This is a genomic window from Mycoplana ramosa (assembly GCF_041930185.1).
Taxonomy (GTDB): domain Bacteria; phylum Pseudomonadota; class Alphaproteobacteria; order Rhizobiales; family Rhizobiaceae; genus Mycoplana; species Mycoplana ramosa.
Map to the genome: position 1 here is coordinate 66,228 of NZ_JBHEEW010000013.1, position 17,971 is coordinate 84,198.

General features: G+C 62.7%; 19 protein-coding genes. 5 read left to right on the forward strand and 14 right to left on the reverse strand.

From position 1 onward, the window contains the following. Positions 1-185 precede the first annotated feature (185 nt). Positions 186-497, forward strand: coding sequence for a hypothetical protein (locus tag JNC62_RS16620; RefSeq protein ID WP_374840127.1), 312 nt, complete (start codon positions 186-188; stop codon positions 495-497). A 54-nt stretch (positions 498-551) separates the two neighbouring features. Here the strand turns inward: JNC62_RS16620 and lpxB are convergent, their stop codons facing one another. The 14 genes from lpxB to JNC62_RS16690 all read right to left on the reverse strand — a co-directional run bounded on the left by lpxB (position 552) and on the right by JNC62_RS16690 (position 14,896). Continuing rightward, positions 552-1,736, reverse strand: coding sequence for a lipid-A-disaccharide synthase (gene lpxB, locus JNC62_RS16625; RefSeq protein WP_374840128.1), 1,185 nt, complete (start codon positions 1,734-1,736; stop codon positions 552-554). A gap of 4 nt (positions 1,737-1,740) precedes the next feature. Beyond that, the gene (locus JNC62_RS16630; RefSeq protein WP_374840129.1) at positions 1,741-2,607 is read right to left on the reverse strand and encodes an LpxI family protein; all 867 of its coding nucleotides are present in this window, start codon (positions 2,605-2,607) and stop codon (positions 1,741-1,743) included. Between the two features lie 5 nt (positions 2,608-2,612). Then, positions 2,613-3,428 carry an acyl-ACP--UDP-N-acetylglucosamine O-acyltransferase gene (gene lpxA, locus JNC62_RS16635; RefSeq protein WP_374840203.1) on the reverse strand — a complete coding sequence of 272 codons (816 nt, stop codon included), beginning with the start codon at positions 3,426-3,428 and terminating at the stop codon, positions 2,613-2,615. Further along, positions 3,425-3,892 (reverse strand): 3-hydroxyacyl-ACP dehydratase FabZ, encoded by a 468-nt coding sequence (gene fabZ, locus JNC62_RS16640; RefSeq protein WP_374840130.1) that lies wholly within the window; start codon positions 3,890-3,892, stop codon positions 3,425-3,427. Before fabZ ends, lpxA begins: the two co-directional genes overlap by 4 nt. Then, positions 3,889-4,953: a UDP-3-O-(3-hydroxymyristoyl)glucosamine N-acyltransferase gene (gene lpxD, locus JNC62_RS16645; RefSeq protein WP_374840131.1), complete on the reverse strand. Its 1,065-nt coding sequence runs from the start codon at positions 4,951-4,953 to the stop codon at positions 3,889-3,891. Before lpxD ends, fabZ begins: the two co-directional genes overlap by 4 nt. 50 nt (positions 4,954-5,003) lie before the next feature. Next, positions 5,004-7,364: an outer membrane protein assembly factor BamA gene (bamA, locus tag JNC62_RS16650; RefSeq protein WP_374840132.1), complete on the reverse strand. Its 2,361-nt coding sequence runs from the start codon at positions 7,362-7,364 to the stop codon at positions 5,004-5,006. Between the two features lie 223 nt (positions 7,365-7,587). Beyond that, positions 7,588-8,721, reverse strand: a complete 1,134-nt coding sequence (gene rseP / locus JNC62_RS16655) for an RIP metalloprotease RseP (protein ID WP_374840133.1) — start codon at positions 8,719-8,721, stop codon at positions 7,588-7,590. 30 nt (positions 8,722-8,751) lie between these two features. After that, complete coding sequence (locus JNC62_RS16660; protein WP_374840134.1) at positions 8,752-9,582, reverse strand: phosphatidate cytidylyltransferase; 831 nt, start codon at positions 9,580-9,582, stop codon at positions 8,752-8,754. Further along, complete coding sequence (locus tag JNC62_RS16665) at positions 9,582-10,325, reverse strand: isoprenyl transferase (RefSeq protein ID WP_374840135.1); 744 nt, start codon at positions 10,323-10,325, stop codon at positions 9,582-9,584. Before JNC62_RS16665 ends, JNC62_RS16660 begins: the two co-directional genes overlap by 1 nt. Before the next feature lie 49 nt (positions 10,326-10,374). After that, positions 10,375-10,935, reverse strand: a complete 561-nt coding sequence (gene frr / locus JNC62_RS16670; RefSeq protein ID WP_374840136.1) for a ribosome recycling factor — start codon at positions 10,933-10,935, stop codon at positions 10,375-10,377. 54 nt (positions 10,936-10,989) lie between these two features. Then, on the reverse strand, positions 10,990-11,712 hold the full coding sequence (gene pyrH / locus JNC62_RS16675; protein ID WP_374840137.1) for a UMP kinase: 723 nt from the start codon (positions 11,710-11,712) through the stop codon (positions 10,990-10,992). 172 nt (positions 11,713-11,884) lie between these two features. Beyond that, on the reverse strand, positions 11,885-12,808 hold the full coding sequence (tsf, locus tag JNC62_RS16680; protein ID WP_374840138.1) for a translation elongation factor Ts: 924 nt from the start codon (positions 12,806-12,808) through the stop codon (positions 11,885-11,887). A gap of 300 nt (positions 12,809-13,108) precedes the next feature. Next, the gene (rpsB, locus tag JNC62_RS16685) at positions 13,109-13,873 is read right to left on the reverse strand and encodes a 30S ribosomal protein S2 (RefSeq protein ID WP_374840139.1); all 765 of its coding nucleotides are present in this window, start codon (positions 13,871-13,873) and stop codon (positions 13,109-13,111) included. A gap of 192 nt (positions 13,874-14,065) precedes the next feature. Further along, positions 14,066-14,896, reverse strand: coding sequence for a cell envelope integrity EipB family protein (locus JNC62_RS16690; protein ID WP_374840140.1), 831 nt, complete (start codon positions 14,894-14,896; stop codon positions 14,066-14,068). A 214-nt stretch (positions 14,897-15,110) separates the two neighbouring features. On the opposite strand from JNC62_RS16690, the gene JNC62_RS16695 reads away from it, so the two are divergent. The 4 genes from JNC62_RS16695 to JNC62_RS16710 are packed head-to-tail and all read left to right on the forward strand — an operon-like array spanning position 15,111 to position 17,966. Further along, positions 15,111-15,575: a RidA family protein gene (locus JNC62_RS16695; RefSeq protein ID WP_374840141.1), complete on the forward strand. Its 465-nt coding sequence runs from the start codon at positions 15,111-15,113 to the stop codon at positions 15,573-15,575. Beyond that, the gene (locus JNC62_RS16700; protein ID WP_374840142.1) at positions 15,575-16,306 is read left to right on the forward strand and encodes a glycerophosphodiester phosphodiesterase; all 732 of its coding nucleotides are present in this window, start codon (positions 15,575-15,577) and stop codon (positions 16,304-16,306) included. Before JNC62_RS16695 ends, JNC62_RS16700 begins: the two co-directional genes overlap by 1 nt. A gap of 2 nt (positions 16,307-16,308) precedes the next feature. Further along, positions 16,309-17,505 carry a GNAT family N-acetyltransferase gene (locus JNC62_RS16705; RefSeq protein WP_374840143.1) on the forward strand — a complete coding sequence of 399 codons (1,197 nt, stop codon included), beginning with the start codon at positions 16,309-16,311 and terminating at the stop codon, positions 17,503-17,505. A 35-nt stretch (positions 17,506-17,540) separates the two neighbouring features. Continuing rightward, positions 17,541-17,966 (forward strand): HIT family protein, encoded by a 426-nt coding sequence (locus JNC62_RS16710; RefSeq protein ID WP_374840144.1) that lies wholly within the window; start codon positions 17,541-17,543, stop codon positions 17,964-17,966. The last annotated feature ends 5 nt before the right edge of the window (positions 17,967-17,971 follow it).

Here is a 17,971-nt window from a genome sequence, read left to right on the forward strand (position 1 = left end):
GTCGTCGGCTTTATGGCGGAGTTCGGCCCCAGGAAGCAAGAGCGGCGACGCTGATTGCCGGGAACGCTGGTCCACAGCGTCGATCAGCCTGTTAGAATTTGCTTAAAACTCAATCGTCGCGATTAATCGCTGCAAAACTTGCAACTGCTAATGAGGGTCATTTACAGCACGCTAGAAGAATTCCAATGTCGCAGATTGTAACCGTATCCCCCAGCACCGCAGCCTATGCCGCACAGGGCTACAAGACGACGACGCGCGCCAGCACCCTGTTCGAGCAGCGGATCGAGGCCTGGAGCGAGGCCGCCAAGCTTGATGGCGACGCGCGTCAGAAGGCATATTTGACGCTGGTAAAGCCACCGGCCCTGGCGCTGGCGCTTCTGACGATGAAGCGGCAGCCGGACGTCAGCGTCGAGACGGCCGAACGCCTCTACACGGAGAATGGCGGCGACACTGAAAGGTCTACAGCGCCGAATGCAGCCCGCCGGGTCGATCGCTGACCTCGTCGGCGGCGTTTGAAGTAAAACGTCTGAGATCTGTCGCGCACAGCCCGGTCAGAATAGGTCGGGTCTTTTCTTGTTCAGAAGCGTGATGAGGACGTCAGCAGCCTTGTCGCCCGGGGAACGCTCATCCTTCATGCGCGCGTGGACCAGATCGAAACCCTCCAGCATCGCCTGTCGCTGGGTCGTTTCGTGTGTCAGCCGCACGGCCCATCGCGCCAGGCTGCCCGGCCGCACCACCTCGTTCAGATATTCCGGTATCACGGCATAGTCCGCGATCAGGTTTGGCAGCGCCGCGGTCCAGGTCTTGATCCTGCGCGTCATCAGCTTCGCGATCCAGTCCAGCTTGTAGCAGGAAACGACCGGCACGCGGGCGAGCGCAAGCTCCAGCAGCACCGTACCCGACGCCGCGATCGCCACGTCCGCCGCCTCGAATGCGCGCCACTTGTCTTGCGCGGAGACCGTAACCACCGGTTTCACCGGCCATTCGGCCACCATCTGCCGCACCAGCGCCTCCTGGCGCGGCACGGTGGGCAGAAGAAACGAGAACGGAACATTGCCCGCGACAAGCTCATCGACCGTTTCCCGAAAAACGGGCAGCAGCCGGGTAATTTCACCGGCCCGCGAGCCCGGCAGCAGCAGGCAGGTCCTGGGCACGCCGCTTCCAAGCGCCGGCACCATTTTCTCAATCTGCGCAACGCGAACCGCATTGACCTGGGGATCGCTTGCCAGCCGGTGTCCGACATAGGTCGTCGGTGGCCCCTGCAGCCGGCGCATCACCTCCGGCTCAAACGGCAGGACGGCGAGCACATGATCGACATAGCTGCGCATCCTCGCTGCGCGCTCCTCCTTCCAGGCCCACACGCTCGGACAGACATAGTTCACGATCGGAAGGCCGGGCAACTGCCGGCGAACAATGCGAGCGACGCGGTGGGTGAAATCGGGACTGTCGATGATGACGAGCAGATCGGGCTTCGCCTCGATGATGGCGGTGGCCGTCTGGCGGATGCGTCGGAGCAGCTTGGGCAGTTTGGCAAGAACCTGGGAAAAACCCATGATCGAAAGCTCAGAATAGTCAAACAGCGATACGAGCCCCTGAGACTGCAGCGCCTCGCCACCGACACCGACCAGCGCGATGTCATTTGGCATCTGGCGGCGCAGCGCCGCAACGAGATCGCCCCCTAAAAGGTCGCCGGAAACTTCCCCTGCAATCACCGCAAGCTTGAGCGGACGCGGCATTGGTTCACTCCTTGCCTGGCACGATGCCCGAGACGAAAAGCCCAGCACGATCCGCCGCCTCGATCAGCCGATCACGGTCGAGAACCAGTGAGCGACCGGTTTCGGTAGCGATGCCGGCAAGGCCCGCGGCTGCGGCCCAATGCACCGTATCGACCCCGATCGACGGCAGGTCGGCGCGGGTATCCTGCCGCGGCTTGCACAGCTTCACCAGCACGCCCTTGCGGCTTTGTGAGATCCGACCCTGCCGGCGCAGGTCGGCGACGCGCTCAAGCATCTGGTCGGTTCCCTCGGCACCTTCCAGCGCCACCACCCGGCCGCCGACGGCAACGGCGCCCTGCCCCACGTCGAGCGCGCCGAGCGCCAGCGCTGCGGCCGAGGCCGCCGCGATGTCCCGCAGATCCTCCGCGTTGGGCAAAATCTTACCGATGACACCTTCTGTCGCCAGCAGTTCCGGCGCGATCTCGTGTGCGCCGACGATGCGCACGCCGTTCGCCTCGATCAGCCGGATGACCATCTTGAGCACCGTATCGTCGCCGCCATTAAGAAGCGTGCGGACAACGGCTGGAATTTGCAGGAGCGTCCTCAAGGTCGGACGGATCTCGCGCCATTCCGGCCGACGCTGCACGGCGCCGGAGAGGACGGCGCGGTCGATGCCCTCGCGGGCGAAGGCAGCGCTCAGCGCCGCATAGTCGCCGACGCCGACGTGCTGGTGCTCGAAGTCCGACCAGTCCTGATCAGCCTCGTTGGCGAGCGTCAGGACGAAGGGGTCCTCGCCATGCAGCCGGGCAGCGCGCGCCAGGTGCACGGGCAGAAGCCCGCTGCCGGCGATGATGGCCAGCCGCTTTGCGCTCTCCGGCCGGCCGCTCGCCATTCGGGTCAGGCCTTGTTGCGGTTCGGCGAGGAAAGCGCGCGGTCGCTATCGGCGGCGATGAAATCGAGGATCTCGATCACCGGGGTGCAGTCCAGATACTCCTCGCGGATGGCCGCGGCGTTGGTTCGGATCGAACCTTCCCCTTCGAATATCTGCTTGAAGGCGCGGCGCACGCGGTGAATCGTCGGCTTGTCCATGCCGGCGCGCGACATGCCGACGACGTTCAGACCCCCGAGAACACCGGGATTGCCGTTCAGCATGCCATAGGGAATGACATCGTAGGAGACGGCCGAGAGCCCGCCGACAAAGGCCTGGCGGCCAACGCGGGTGAACTGGTGGACGGCAGAACCGCCGCCGAGGATGGCACGGTCCTCGATGGTGACGTGTCCGGCCAGCATGACGTTGTTCGACAGGATGATGTGATTGCCGAGAATGCAGTCGTGGGCGATGTGCGAATAGGCGAGGAACAGGTTGTCGTCGCCGACGATCGTCTTGCCGCCGCCGTCGGTCGTGCCCGTGTTCATCGTCACGCCTTCGCGGATGGTGTTGCGCTCGCCGATCGAGAGCGTCGTCTCCTCACCGCCATGGTGGATGCTCTGGGGATCGCCGCCGATCACGGCAGAGGGGAAGATGCGCGTGCCGCGCCCAACCTTGGTGCGCCCGGTGACGACGACATGGCTGAGAAGCTCTACGCCCTCCCCCAAAACGACTTTCGGCCCCACATGGCAGAAGGGGCCGACAACGACACTCTCCCCGATCTCCGCTCCGTCCTCGATGACGGAAAGCGGATGGATCCTGGCACTGGCTGCAATCATATTCAGGCGTCTTCCTTGTTCACGATCATCGCGCCGATATCAGCTTCGGCGACAAGTTGCCCATCAACTTTTGCATCGCAGTGAAATTTCCAGATATTGCCGCGCTGCTTCTGCTTGACGACGTGGTACTCGACGCGGTCGCCCGGCACCACCGGCTTGCGGAAGCGGGCGTTGTCGATGGTCATGAAATAGACGAGGTTGGTGCCGGAACGCGTCTTGCGGGCGCAGATGGCCCCTGCCGTCTGTGCCATGCCCTCGATCAGCAAGACGCCGGGCATGATCGCATGGTCCGGAAAATGCCCCGTGAATTGCGGCTCGTTGACGGTCACGTTCTTGATCCCGATGGCAGAATTGTCTCCGTCGATCTCGACGATCTTGTCCACCAGCAGGAAGGGATAGCGGTGCGGCAGAAGCGTCAGAATTTCCTTCAGCTCCGCAACGCCCAAGGCCGTCTTCATTTCCTCGCTCATTCGTTGTCACCCGTCTTCTTGCTTCTATTGGCCGAACGCATCGTCATTTCGGCAACGTCACGGAGAAAGTCCCGCATCGGGCGCGCCGGAATGCCACCGTATCGCTCACCCGCGGGAATGTCGGCGACAACGCCGCTCATCGCCGCGATCTGAACACCGTCACCGATGGTGATATGACCGTTGATACCCGCCGCGCCGCCGATCATCACGCCGTCGCCGATGCGCGCACTTCCGGCAATGCCGACCTTGCTGACGATGCCGCAATGACGGCCGATCCGGACGTTGTGCCCGATCTGGACCTGGTTGTCGATCTTGGTCCCCTCGCCGATGACGGTATCATCCATCGTGCCGCGGTCGATCGTCGTGTTGGCTCCGATCTCCACGTCATCCTGAATGATGACGCGGCCGACCTGAACGATCTTGACCATGCCGCCCTTGGGCCCGGGCCCGTAGCCGAAACCGTCCTGACCGACGCTGGCTCCAGGATGCAGGATCACCCGGTTGCCGACAAGCGCGCATTGCAGCTTGGCGCCGGCGGCAATCGTGCAGTCGCGGCCGATCTTCACCCCGGGACCGAGAACGACGCCGGGACCGATGCGCGTTCCCGCGCCGACCTCGACATCGGCGCCGATAACCGCCATCGGCTCGACGACCACGCCGGGCTCGAGCCGAGCTGTCGGATCGACGTAGGCAAGGGCGGAAATGCCGGCTGGTTCGGAAGTCGTCAGTGCCGGTCGCATTGCCGCCGGCTGGAGGATCTCGCCAGCAAGTGCAAAGGCCATGTGGGCCCGCGACGTCTGCAGCACGGCAATATGGGCAGGAACGATGGACGCCAGCGCCTTGTCGCACAGGATGGCCGTCGCCTGACAGGTCTCGAGCTCGGACTTGCTCTTGCGCGACAGCATGTAGCAGATGTCGCCATCCTTCGCCCGGTAGACGGGCGCGACATTGCGCACCATCCTTGCGGCCGCCGACGGATCCAGCAACTCGGCGCCAAGGGCGTTCGCCAGGTCGCCCAGGCGAACACCGTCATGCGGTGGGAAAAACCAGTTTTGCTCCATCAGCGTGGACTCCAGAACAGTTCGTTCTTCGCAGTTCTGGACTGCCGGGATCAGAAGCTCGACGAAATGCCGAACTTGAACCGCTGCTCTTCGTCGAAGTCTTCCTTCGCGACCGGGATCGCGTAGTCGACGCGCAGCGGACCGAACGGCGACGACCAGATCAGGCTGGCGCCGACAGAGGCGCGCCAGGACATGCTCGTCCCTTCGACGTCATCGTTTCCGATGTCGACCTTGTTGCCGTAGAGCGTGCCGGCATCGGCGAACAGCGCACCGCGGAAGCCGGCGTCCCGCGCGATGAACGGCAGCGGGAACGTGGTTTCGGCCGAAACCGTGAAGTACGTGGTACCGCCGATCTCGTCACCATTGGTCATGCGCGGACCGATGCCGCCACTCTCGAAGCCACGCAGATCGTTGGCGTTCAGCTGGAACTGATCGAAGACCATCAGATCGCCACTGGTCGGCGTCATGTATCCCGCACCGGCGCTGAGACTGCCGATGATATCGGCGTCTTCCATCAGCGTCTGGAAGTAACGCGCCTTGCCGTAGATCTTATAGAAATCGGAATCGCCGCCAAGACCGGCGAACTCCTGCGTGGCAGTTACGTAGAAACCTTCGCGCGGCAGCTTGCGGTCATCGAGGGTATCGTAGGTCAGCGACTGCGAGACCGAAGAGCGCACCCACGGGCTGCCGTCGATCGCATCCCAGTACGGGTCCGAGATGTCCTGGTCTGCCGGCGGTTTCGCCTGATCCTCAGCCTGATTGACGCTCGTGCTGTAGTCGTACTTCGCATAGTTGTAGCGCAGCGTCGTCGACAGGTCCTCGGTGATCGGCGCGGTCACGCGCAGCGTCACACCCTGGCTGTCGATATCGTAGAAGTCTTGCGAGTTATCCTCGTTGCGGAAGATGTCGAAACCCGCTGCGAGACGGTAACCGAGGAAGTACGGCTCCGTGAACGACAGGTTGTAGTTGCGCGAATCCGAGCCGCCGCCAGCGGCAATACGGATGTACTGGCCGCGGCCGAGGAAGTTCCGCTCTTCAATCGAGGCTTCCAGCTTGAAGCCGCCGTCGTTGCCGGTCGTGTAGCCGACGCCGACGCCGAACGTACCGGTGGACTGATCCTGAACGTCCACCACCAGCACGACGCGGTCGGAAGCGCTGCCCGGAGCCGTCGAAATGTTGACGGTCGAGAAGAAGCCAAGCGCTTCAAGACGCCGCTTTGCGCTCGTGATCACTTCCTGGTTGAACGCGTCGCCTTCGCTGATATCGAATTCGCGACGGATCACATAATCGCGCGTACGGGTGTTGCCGCGAATTTCGATGCGCTCGATGTAGGCGCGCTCGCCCTGGTCGACCAGGTAGTCCACCGCAATCGTATGGTTGGCGAAGTCGCGATTTCCACGCGGCGTCACGCGCGCAAAGGGATATCCTTTCGCTGACACGCGCCTCGAAATCTCCGACATCGAATCCTGCACGTCCTTCGCGCGGTAAACAGCGCCGGCGCGCGTTTCGAGAAGCCCCTTGAGCTCCTCGGCATCGACGCCCTCGACGGTCGATTCGACGTTTATGTCGCCGAACTTGTAGCGCTCGCCTTCTTCGACGGTGAAATTCAGCGTGTACTCGTTCGTGCTCTCGTCGAGCACCGCCTCAGACGACACGATCTGGAAATCGGCGTACCCGCGGTTGAAGTAGAACTGACGCAGCGCTTCCTCGTCGGCGCGCAACTTCGCTTCATCATACACGTCCTTGCGGGTCAGGAACGACAGCGGACCGGACTTCTTGGTGTTGATGACTGAACGCAGGCGACCGTCGCTATAGGCATTGTTGCCGACGAAGTTGATCTGCGAAATCTTGGTCCTGTCGCCCTCGTTGATGACGAAGGCGAGATTGACGCGACCGTTGCCGAGATCATAGGTCTGCGTCGTGACCGTGGCGTCGCTACGCCCGATCGCGGCATACGCGTCCTTGATCGTCTGGATGTCGCCTTCGATGGTCGTCTCGCTGAACGGCCCCTGGGAGCGCGAGCGAACGATTCCCGCGAGCTTGTCGTCCTTGATCTTGCGGTTGCCGTTGAAGACCACCTGGTTGATCAGGCGATTTTCGTCGACGACGACGACGAGCGTGCTGCCGGAAACACTGATGCGCACGTCGGAGAAATACCCGGTCGCAAACAGCCGGCGCACGGATTCATCGATATCGGCGTTGCTGAAGTTCTTGCCCGGCTGAATGCTGAGGTTTGCCCGCACGGTTTCCGGGCTGACACGGCTTGCGCCACGAACATCCACGCGCTGGATAACAGCGGCTTCTGCGGCACTTGCGGCGACGAGCGAGACGGCTGCTCCACCAGCCACCACCATGCTCGTCGAAAGGGCAACGGCAGACACCGCGTTCAAAAATCTTGAACCAGCTTTCATTTTCACAACTTACCTTTGTTTCAATGTCTCGCGGCGAACTCGAACCCGATTCCGGTCACGCTGCCGTTTTAACCGCTTTTGCCATACAAGCAAGGTCGGCCGTTAATTTCTGTTTACTTCAATTCAAACCGTGGCGCATTGGTCACGAAATGCTTTCGATTACGGTAAACAGTATCTTATCGCGCCTTCCTCACGCACCTCCAACCTGCAAAACACCGTCCGCCTATCCAAGTCTGCCGAACGTATCGTTCCAGGTGGCAAACACGGTCAGCATCAGAATCAGCCCCATCCCGATCCGGAAAGCGATCTCCTGGGCCCGGGGACCGACCGGCTTTCCCCGAAGGGCTTCAACCGCATAGAACATCAGGTGCCCACCATCAAGTACCGGAACCGGCATAAGGTTCAGAAGTCCAATGGAAACAGAGAGGACAGCAGCCAGTTGCAGCAGCGCGGCAACACCGAGCGTCGCCATCTGGCCTGATGCCTGCGCGACCCGGATCGGTCCGCCGATCTGGTCGGCCTTCATCCGGCCCGTAACGACATTCGAGAGATAGTCGAAGGTTCCGGTGACGATATACCAGGTCTGCTGCATGCCTTGCCCGACGGCTTCCGCCGGACTGTAGCTGACGACGCGGAAGTTGCCGGCGGCCTCGTCCGTCACGATTCCAATGATGCCCACTTCCATCTTGTTGCCGAACTGGTCGGTCAGCTCCGTCCGATCCGGAACCATGCGGAGGTTCTGCTCGGCGCCGTCACGGCGAATCGTGACGACGATTGGAACCTCGGGACGCACGCTGATGTAGCGCCGAACGTCTTCAAACGTCCGAACCGGCGTGCCATCGATCGCAACCAGCAGGTCTCCCGGCAACACGCCGGCGGTCGCGGCGGCGCTTGGCTCGCGCACCTCGGCGACAACCGGATCGGCCACCTGCCGACCATAAATCGCGAAGGTGACGCTGAAGATGGCGATAGCGAGGATGAAATTGGCAATCGGGCCGGCTGCTACGGTTACGGCCCGCTTCCACAACGCCGCTCCGAGAAAGGTGCGCGCCCGCTCTTCCGCAGACAACGTCCCGAGCCTGGCATAGTCAGGTGTCGACGCTGCATCCTCGTCGCCATGAAACTTGACATAGCCCCCGAGCGGAATGGCCGAGAGTTTCCAGCGCGTGCCGCGCCGGTCGGTAAAACCGGCGATCTCCGGTCCGAAGCCGATCGAGAACGCCGTGATGCCGATACCGGACCACCGCCCGGCAAGGTAGTGCCCCATTTCATGGACGAAGACGATCAGTGTGAGCACGACGAGGAAAGGCACGATGGTGCCCGTCAGAAACCCAAACGCCTGCGACAACAGTTCCATGGCCAACTGGCCTCCTTACAAGTACAGGCGTCAAAGTCCGAGAAGGAACGCGCCCGTCGAGGCGACGGAAGGACCGGCCACCGTCGCGGCTGTTCCCAGCAGGAACGCCGCGAAGCAGGCGAAAACAAGACCGTCGACCCGATCCATTACGCCCCCGTGACCCGGAATGAGCTTGCTGGAATCCTTCACCCCGAAGCGTCGCTTCAGGAAGGACTCGAACAGATCCCCCACCTGACTGAATACGGACAGGACGAGGGCGATAAGCGGTATCCACCATCCGGTCGCAGGGAAGAAACAAAGATAAAGCGCGCTGCCGGCGAGGATCGCGGAAGCCGTGCCGCCGATCGCCCCGGACCAGGTCTTGCCGGGCGAGATCGACGGCGCCAGCTTCGGACCGCCGATTGCCCTGCCAACGAAATAGGCCAAGATATCCGTCGACCAGACCACCGCGAAGACGAACAGCATGGCGATCAGGCCGGTCGCGTCGTCCGCGCGGATCGCCGTCAGGGAAAGCGCCGTCAGGCCGGCATAGGCGATGCCGCCGGGCAGCCAGAGGCTGCGCTTGAATGACAGGGCATGCAGGAGGGAAACGATGACGGCCGCGCAAACGGTCACAAACGCCGCCTCGGGTTCAGCGAACACCGTCATCGCGCACGCCGCCGCCGTTACCGCCCAGCCGAAGGCGTTGCCGCGAAAGTCGATCTCGGCCAGCCGGGTGATCGTCGACCATTCGTAATAGACGAGCAGGGCGATTGCGGCGGACAGCAGGCGGAAGGGCATGCCACCGGCCCAGGTCGCGGCCAAGACGACGACGGCCATGACTATGCCGGAAATGATGCGAAGGCGAAGTTCGGTGCTCATCAGGAGCCCACTGCAAGCGTTGGCGTCCGCACGCCGCCGAACCGGCGCTCGCGCCCGGCGAATTTCGCCAGCGCATCGAGGAAGGACGCCCGGGAGAAATCGGGCCAGAAATCGGGAATGAACATGAGTTCCGCATAGGCTGCCTGCCAGAGCAGGAAATTGGAAAGCCGCTCCTCGCCGCTGGTGCGGATGATGAGATCGGGATCCGGGATGCCGGCGGTATCCAGGCGGGCGCTGATCAGTTCCGGGGTCACGTCCGCCGGATGTATCTGCCCCGCCGCCACGTCGCCCGCGATCGAGCGTACGGCACGCGCAATCTCGTCCCGCGAGCCGTAGTTGAAGGCGATCACCAGCTGGATGGAGGTGTTGCCGCGCGTGCGTTCTTCAGCCTCGAGAAGAAGTGGCAGGATATCGCTGCGCAGGTTCGAGCGATCCCCGATGATGCGGATGCGCACGTTCTCACCGTGAAGCGTCTCGAGATCCCGGCGGATAAAGGTCTTCAACAAGCCCATCAGGTCAGTGACCTCGCTCTCCGGCCGGCTCCAGTTTTCAGAGGAGAAGGCGAAAAGGGTCAGATAGCCGATGCCGGCTTCAGCCGCGGTGCGGACCGCCTCCCGCACCGCCTCCACACCCTTGCGATGACCCATGCTGCGCGGCAGGCCGCGAACATTGGCCCAACGCCCGTTGCCGTCCATGATGATGGCCACGTGGTTGGGAATGTTCTTCAAAGCATGCTTGGTCATCGACGATCCGTGGGAGGTGGCGAGAGTCCGGGCGAGCCTGCAACCGGCGCTAGACCTGCATGATTTCCTTTTCCTTGTCCGCAAGCAAGCGGTCGACCTCGGAAATCATCTCGTCCGTCATCTTTTGAACCTTTTCGGACTGGCTCCGGCTGATGTCCTGGCTGATATCGCCATCCTTCTCGGCTTTTTTCAGATCATCCATGCCGTCGCGGCGCACATGACGAATCGCCACCTTGCCCTTTTCCGCATAATCGTGCGCGAGCTTCACGAGCGAACGGCGGCGCTCCTCGTTCAGCTCCGGCAGCGGGATGCGCAGATTCTGGCCATCGATGATCGGGTTGAGGCCCAGGTTCGATTCCCGGATGGCACGGTCGACCGCATTCACCATCGACTTGTCCCATACGGAGACAGCGAGCATGCGCGGCTCGGGAACAGTGATGTTCGCCACCTGGTTCAGCGGCATGCGCGAGCCATAGGCCTCCACGGTCACCGGATCGAGGACGTTGGCCGAGGCGCGACCGGTGCGCAGTGAAGCGATATCGTGCTTGAACGCGGAAATGGCGCCATCCATGCGGCGCTTCAGTTCCTTCAGATCTACACCTTCACTCATTGCTTGAAACTCCTGCTTTCTAGGACACTACACCCATTTGGGCGCCTTTCGGAATCAGTTGTCGGATACGATGGTCCCACGACCGCCGCCGGTCAATATTTGGGCAAACCCGCCCTCTTCGTGGATCGAGAAGACCACGATCGGAATTGAATTCTCGCGTGCCAGCGCAACCGCCGCAATATCCATGACGGCGAGGCCTCTCTCCAGAACCTCGTTGTGGGTCAGGCGTTCATAGCGCGTTGCTTCCGGGACCTTCTTCGGATCGGCCGAGTAAATTCCGTCGACCTGCGTTCCCTTGAAGATGGCTTCCGCGCCGATTTCGGCGGCACGCAGGGCTGCCGCCGAGTCCGTGGTAAAGAACGGATTGCCGGTACCGCCGGCAAAAATCACGACCCGGCCCTGCGCCAGGTGATGCAGCGTCCGGCGCTGCGAGAAGCTCTCGCAAATCTCCGGCATGGCGATCGCCGACAACACGACGGTGTCGATATCAAGCTTGCGCAGTGAGGTCGCAAGTGCCAGCGCGTTGATGACGGTGGCGAGCATGCCCATGTGATCGCCCGTGACGCGGTCGCCACCCTTCGAGGCGACGGCCACGCCGCGGAAGATGTTGCCACCGCCGACGACGACACCGACCTCGACCCCGAGCGCCCGCGCCTCGGCAATATCGGCGGCAATGCGATCGGCGACAGCGACGTCGATGCCGAACCCTTGCGAGCCCATCAGCGCCTCACCGGATGCTTTCAGCAGAACGCGTTTGTAGATGGGTTTGGCGGACATTGGCGCTCCTGGCGGTTGGTCTGGACGTGATGGCGAAGGGGATGAGGCAATGGCAGCGCGCATTCGTCACGCGGGCATCTGGTTGGCCTGCAGTCTCGCCGTCAGCCGGATACACGAAGGGCACCGCGTTGTCACGCGATGCCCTCGCCTTTTCCCAAGTCGGGTAAAGAAATCAGCCCTTGGCGGCGGCTGCCACTTCGGCTGCGAAGTCCGTTTCTTCCTTCTCGACGCCTTCGCCGAGCAGGAGGCGGGCCATGCCGGTGACCTCGATCGGGGCGCCGGCGAGCTTCTCGGCGTCCTTGATCGCCTGACCGACGGTGATCTCCGGGTTGATGACGAACGCCTGCGACAGCAGCGCCACTTCCTCGAAGAACTTGCGCATGCGGCCTTCCACCATCTTCTCGATGATGTTGTCCGGCTTGCCCGAAGCGCGGGACTGCTCGATGAAGACGTTGCGTTCGCGCTCGGCGACGGCTGCGTCAACCTCTTCGGCGCGGATCGCCAGCGGGTTGGTCGCGGCAATGTGCATGGCGACCTGACGGCCGATCGTGTTCAGCGCTTCCTTGTCGCCGGTCGACTTCAGCGCGACGAGCACGCCGAGCTTGCCGATGCCGTCGCCGGCGGCGTTGTGGATGTAGGTGGCGACAACGCCGTCTTCGACCTTGAGCAGGGCCGAACGGCGCAGCGTCATATTCTCGCCGATCGTGGCGATGGCGTCCTTGATCGTCTCTTCGACCGACTTGCCGGTTGCCGGATATGTCGCCTTGGCGATGGCATCAACGGTGCCGTCGGTGTCCAGCGCGACGTTGGACACGCCGCGGACGAGTTCCTGGAAGGCGTCGTTGCGAGCGACGAAGTCGGTCTCGGAGTTGATCTCGACGGCAACGGCCTTGACGCCGCCGCTGACGATGCCGATCAGGCCTTCGGCGGCGGTGCGGCCCGACTTCTTGTCGGCCTTGGCGATACCCTTGGCGCGCAGCCAGTCGATCGCCGCTTCCATGTCGCCGTTGGTTTCAGCAAGCGCCTTCTTGCAATCCATCATGCCTGCGCCGGACTTCTCGCGCAGTTCCTTCACCATTGCTGCAGTGATTTCCATTGTCTCGCCTCTTTACGGGTTCTGCGCATGCCGCGGGCACCATCGATCCGTGCCGGGCCTGCGCGATTTCAATTCTGTCGTGGCGCCTTCCGCGTCCTTGGGAACGCATGTCCGTAGCGGCCGCCATCCATCGTGATGAGCGTTACAGGATGATGACAGATCAGCATCCTGACCGGCCGCGATCCGCACAAGTCGCATCCTGGCCGGCAAACGCGACAAGGCCGTTCAACCTTCCGGCGGAAAACGGCCTTGTCCTGTTTCGTTCATAGGACGATGCGGAACAATCCGCGCCCTGCCCTATCAGGCTTCGGCGTCGTCCAGAGCGGGCTCGACCGGCACTTCGGCCGACGCGCCGATGTCGCGGCCCGAAGCGCCCTGCTGGCGTGCGATGCCGTCAATGGCTGCGCGTGCGACCAGATCGCAGTAGAGGGCGATGGCGCGCGAGGCGTCGTCGTTGCCCGGGATCGGGAAGTCGATCGGGTCCGGATCGCAATTTGAGTCGATGATGGCGACGACGGGGATGCCAAGACGCTTGGCTTCCTGGATCGCAATCGATTCCTTGTTGGTGTCGATGATGAACATCAGGTCCGGCGTGCCGCCCATGTCCTTGATGCCGCCGAGAGCCTTGTCGAGCTTCTCACGCTCGCGCTCGAGGTTCAGGCGCTCCTTCTTCGTGAAGCCCGAGGCTTCCGAAGCGAGGATTTCGTCGAGCTTGCGCAGGCGCTGGATCGAGTTGGAGATCGTCTTCCAGTTCGTCAGCATGCCGCCGAGCCAGCGCGCATTGACGTAGTACTGGGCCGAACGCTTGGCGGCGTCGGCGATGATTTCCGATGCCTGGCGCTTCGTGCCGACGAAGAGAACGCGTCCACCGCCGGCGACGGTGTCGCTGACGACCTGAAGGGCGCGGTGCAGAAGCGGAACGGTCTGCGCCAGGTCGATGATGTGAACGTTGCTGCGATCGCCGAAGATGTACGGCTTCATCTTCGGGTTCCAGCGGTGGGTCTGGTGGCCGAAGTGGACACCAGCTTCCAGAAGCTGGCGCATGCTGAAATCGGGCAATGCCATGCCTGTTTCTCCTTTTCCGGTTGAACCTCCGCAAGGCGAACAGCAGAACCCATCGGCTCTGCCACCGGCGGAACAGCCCGGATTTCTCCCGGTCCATCCCATGCCTCACGTGTGGAATGCGCTGCCATTAACCGCAGTCGGGCGCGAAATCAAGCCCTGGCGATGGAAAAGCCCGACGGCCGGCCCCTTGCGCTACTTGCACTCGGCGGCAGTCTGGAAGACCTCCAGGTTGGCGAGCTTTCCGGTCAGCACGAAGTCACCGTAGTCCATCGTCAGGTCGCGCGTGATGCCGTTTTCGTAGAGCTTGAACGACATCCGGTAGACCGGCAGCGCGTCGCCCGTCGCCTCGTCGTTGTAGTAGGCGATCGTGACCGGCCAGTATTCCTGCGTGGCGAACGAACCGGCCTTGGCAGCGTCGGCGTCGCCGGCTGCCGGCATCTCCTTCTTGCCAAGCACGGTGGTCGTCATCAGCGTCTTGTCACCGGAATCGGAGCCGTCGAAGATCCGGGCCTCGAAAAACTTTTCACCCTTTCGCGCCCGGTCGATCACCGCCAGCATGTGCTCCGTGGGAAACACGCTGTCCGCCAGTTCCACGTCGCGCGTGTCCGGGGACGTCAGTTCGACATTCACGCCGCTCTTGTCGTCACGGGCACTGCCGCGAACCTCCCGGTCGAGCTTCTCATCCGTGAAGGAGCGTGTCAGGAAGCGGAAACTTCGATTCTTCAGGTCCTCGTAGGTGGTGGTCTGCTGGTCGGTCAGCCGGGTTTCCTCGCCGGTGTTGACCTGTGTAACGAAGCGGAAGCTGACGGTGTACCCGTCGCAGGCATTTCCGTTGAACTCATAGACCATGCGCCCGTACATCCCGGCGATCCCTGAGCGCTCCGAGGCATCCTTGAGCTGCAGATTGTAAACCGCGCGATGCGGCGCCAGGCCGACCGGCGTGGCCGCGAAGGCCGAGCCGAGCGGCAACGCCGCGAGACAGGCCGCCACGGACGCTATCGGAACAAAGCTGGGGCGAAACATCCGTTTCCTCCTGTTGAACTCTGCCGCGATGTTATAAGAACAGTTTCGGCAAGAGCGAGGCATTTAAGCATCTGCATGCCGCATTGTAACAGAAAACGCAATCGAGGCGGCGGCGCCGGGAAAACTGCTCCGGCTTTCCCCTCGTAAGACGATGATTAGAAGAGGCTGCCTTCCCTTGGCGGCGCGACAGCACCAATCGCAAACGGAGACACGCATGTCTGCTGAAATCGAGAACCGGGTCAAGGAACTGGGTTACGACATTCCAACCGCTGCGGCGCCGGCCGCCAACTATGTTCCCTATATCATCAGCGGTTCGGTGCTGCATATCTCGGGCCAACTGCCGATCGCCGACGGCAAGATCGCCGTGACCGGCCACCTCGGCAAGGATGTCGACGTCGCGACCGGCCAGAAGGCGGCCGAACTGTGCGCGGTCAACCTGCTTGCCCAGGCCAAGGCGGCACTTGGCGACCTGTCGCGCATCAAGAGAATCATCAAGATCAACGGCTTTGTCGCGTCTGCTCCCACTTTCGTTGAGCAGCATCTCGTCATCAACGGCGCTTCGAACCTGCTCGTCAACGCGCTTGGGGAGCCCGGCAAGCACGCGCGTGCGGCCGTCGGCATGGCTGCCCTGCCGCTCAACGCCGCCGTCGAGATCGACGCCATCATGGAAATCGCCTGATGCCGTCCAAGGATCTTTCCTGGCTCACCGCACAACCGATCGCCCATCGCGGTTTCCACGATATGAACCACGCGGTCTGGGAGAACACGCTTTCCGCATTTGCCCGCGCCGTCGATGCGGGCTTTGCGATCGAGTGCGACCTGCAATACGCCGCAGACGGCGTCCCGGTCGTCTTCCATGATGACGAACTGAGCCGGCTCTGTGCCATCCCCGGCGACGTCCGGGCCAAGACTTCGGTGGAACTCGGCATGCTTTCGGTCGGCGGCACCGCCGACAAGGTGCCGACGCTCACTCAGCTTCTCAAGCTCGTGGACGGCCGTGTCCCCCTTGTCATCGAGCTGAAGGGGCGTAAGGGCGACGATGAGGGTTTTGCCGACAGCGTGCTGGAGCTCATCGAGGACTACAAGGGTCCGATCGCACTGATGAGCTTCGATCACTGGCTGTTGAAAGACCTGAAGGCGCTGGGTGCGCCCCGCCCCGTCGGCCTGACGGCAGAGGGCGCCGATCCGGAAACCTTCTTCGTGCACGAGGAGGCCATGCAACTCGGCCTCGACTTCATCTCGTATAACTACGACCACCTGCCCAATCCGTTTATCACCAAGGAACGCAAGGCAGGCGTGACGGTGATTACCTGGACCGTCCATGACCAGAATGGAATCGACAAGACGCGCGCCGAAGCCGACCAGATGACCTTCGAGGGCTTCGACCCGCGGGAAGCCGCGGTCGCCTGACGATGACGGACGCCTACCGGATACGCGTGGTTCAGCGTTTCGCCGAAGTTCCGGCGGAAGGCTGGGCACGTCTTGCCGGCGCATCTCGCGGCCAGCCGGGCCCGGCCTACAACCCCTTTATCAGCTACGCGTTCCTTTCCGCACTGGAAGAATCCGGTTCAGCGACGGTAGACACGGGATGGCTCGGGCAGCACCTGCTGCTCGAAGCGGAGGACGGCACGCTCCTCGGAGCGGTGCCAGCCTACCTGAAGAACCACAGCCAGGGCGAGTACGTGTTCGACCACGGCTGGGCGGAGGCCTTTGCCCGGGCGGGCGGGCACTACTATCCCAAGCTACAGGCATCCGTGCCCTTCACCCCCGCCACCGGGCCACGGCTGCTCTGCCGCCGCGGCGACGATCCGGCGCCCCTGCGCCAGGCGCTCGCCGCCGGGATCAAGGAGCTCACGCGACGCCACGACATTTCATCGGCTCACGTCACCTTCCTGCCGGAAAACGAACTCCCGGCGTTGGTCGACGCTGGTTTCCTTCACCGCACCGACCAGCAGTTCCACTTTCACAACGTCGGCTATCGCTCGCATGACGAGTTCCTGCAGACACTCGCATCGCGCAAGCGCAAGGCGCTCAAGAAGGAGCGCCGGACGGCGGTCGAAGGCGGAATCGAGATCGTCTGGCTGACTGGCAACGAACTGACGGAAGGCATCTGGGACCAGTTTTTCACCTTCTACATGGATACGGGCGGGCGCAAATGGGGCCGCCCCTATCTCACGCGCCGCTTCTATTCGCTGATCGGCGAACGCATGGCCGACGACATCTTGCTGGTGATGGCGAAACGAAACGGCCGCTACATTGCCGGTGCGATCAACTTCATCGGGGAGGATGCCCTGTTCGGCCGGCATTGGGGCTGCATTGAGGACCACCCGTTCCTGCATTTCGAGGTCTGCTACCACCAGGCCATCGATTTTGCCATCGCCCATGGCCTGAAACGGGTCGAGGCGGGCGCGCAGGGCGAGCACAAGCTGGCCCGCGGCTACATGCCGGTGACGACGCATTCAGCGCACTACATCACCCATCCGGGCCTGCGCCGGGCGGTCGCCGACTACCTCGAGCGCGAGCGCCGGGATGTCATCGAGACCGGCGAGTGGCTCGCCGAACATGGCCCGTTTCGCAAGACGGCCGTTCGGTCCGCCGACGGCGAGTGATCAATGGCCGACGGGCCCAACATGAGGAGACAACCATGACCGCCTACGACCCCGAAAACATCTTTGCCAAGATCCTGCGCGGCGAAATACCCTCGCACAAGGTCTACGAGGACGAGCATGCGCTCGCTTTCATGGACGTGATGCCGCAAGGCACCGGTCATACGCTGATCGTGCCGAAGGCACCCTCGCGCAACATCCTCGACGCCGACCCGGAGACGCTGGCGCGGGTTGTTCCCGTCGTGCAGAAGATCGCGATCGCGGCAAAGGCAGCCTTCGAGGCCGATGGCGTCACGGTGATCCAGTTCAACGAGCCGGCGTCGGGCCAGACGATCTATCACCTGCATTTCCACGTCATCCCGCGCTTCGACGGCATGCCGCTCAAGCCCCATTCGGGTGTCATGGAGGACCAGTCCGTCCTCGCGAGCAACGCGCAAAAAATGCGTGACGCCCTGGCCGTCTGAAACAC

Bases quoted from the DNA above. Each gene is read 5' to 3' on its own strand.
- JNC62_RS16620 (WP_374840127.1), top strand. From the start codon at position 186: ATGTCGCAGATTGTAACCGTATCCCCCAGCACCGCAGCCTATGCCGCA.
- lpxB (WP_374840128.1), bottom strand. From the start codon at position 1,736: ATGCCGCGTCCGCTCAAGCTTGCGGTGATTGCAGGGGAAGTTTCCGGC.
- JNC62_RS16630 (WP_374840129.1), bottom strand. From the start codon at position 2,607: ATGGCGAGCGGCCGGCCGGAGAGCGCAAAGCGGCTGGCCATCATCGCC.
- fabZ (WP_374840130.1), bottom strand. From the start codon at position 3,892: ATGAGCGAGGAAATGAAGACGGCCTTGGGCGTTGCGGAGCTGAAGGAA.
- lpxD (WP_374840131.1), bottom strand. From the start codon at position 4,953: ATGGAGCAAAACTGGTTTTTCCCACCGCATGACGGTGTTCGCCTGGGC.
- bamA (WP_374840132.1), bottom strand. From the start codon at position 7,364: ATGAAAGCTGGTTCAAGATTTTTGAACGCGGTGTCTGCCGTTGCCCTT.
- rseP (WP_374840133.1), bottom strand. From the start codon at position 8,721: ATGGAACTGTTGTCGCAGGCGTTTGGGTTTCTGACGGGCACCATCGTG.
- JNC62_RS16660 (WP_374840134.1), bottom strand. From the start codon at position 9,582: ATGAGCACCGAACTTCGCCTTCGCATCATTTCCGGCATAGTCATGGCC.
- JNC62_RS16665 (WP_374840135.1), bottom strand. From the start codon at position 10,325: ATGACCAAGCATGCTTTGAAGAACATTCCCAACCACGTGGCCATCATC.
- frr (WP_374840136.1), bottom strand. From the start codon at position 10,935: ATGAGTGAAGGTGTAGATCTGAAGGAACTGAAGCGCCGCATGGATGGC.
- pyrH (WP_374840137.1), bottom strand. From the start codon at position 11,712: ATGTCCGCCAAACCCATCTACAAACGCGTTCTGCTGAAAGCATCCGGT.
- tsf (WP_374840138.1), bottom strand. From the start codon at position 12,808: ATGGAAATCACTGCAGCAATGGTGAAGGAACTGCGCGAGAAGTCCGGC.
- rpsB (WP_374840139.1), bottom strand. From the start codon at position 13,873: ATGGCATTGCCCGATTTCAGCATGCGCCAGCTTCTGGAAGCTGGTGTC.
- JNC62_RS16690 (WP_374840140.1), bottom strand. From the start codon at position 14,896: ATGTTTCGCCCCAGCTTTGTTCCGATAGCGTCCGTGGCGGCCTGTCTC.
- JNC62_RS16695 (WP_374840141.1), top strand. From the start codon at position 15,111: ATGTCTGCTGAAATCGAGAACCGGGTCAAGGAACTGGGTTACGACATT.
- JNC62_RS16700 (WP_374840142.1), top strand. From the start codon at position 15,575: ATGCCGTCCAAGGATCTTTCCTGGCTCACCGCACAACCGATCGCCCAT.
- JNC62_RS16705 (WP_374840143.1), top strand. From the start codon at position 16,309: ATGACGGACGCCTACCGGATACGCGTGGTTCAGCGTTTCGCCGAAGTT.
- JNC62_RS16710 (WP_374840144.1), top strand. From the start codon at position 17,541: ATGACCGCCTACGACCCCGAAAACATCTTTGCCAAGATCCTGCGCGGC.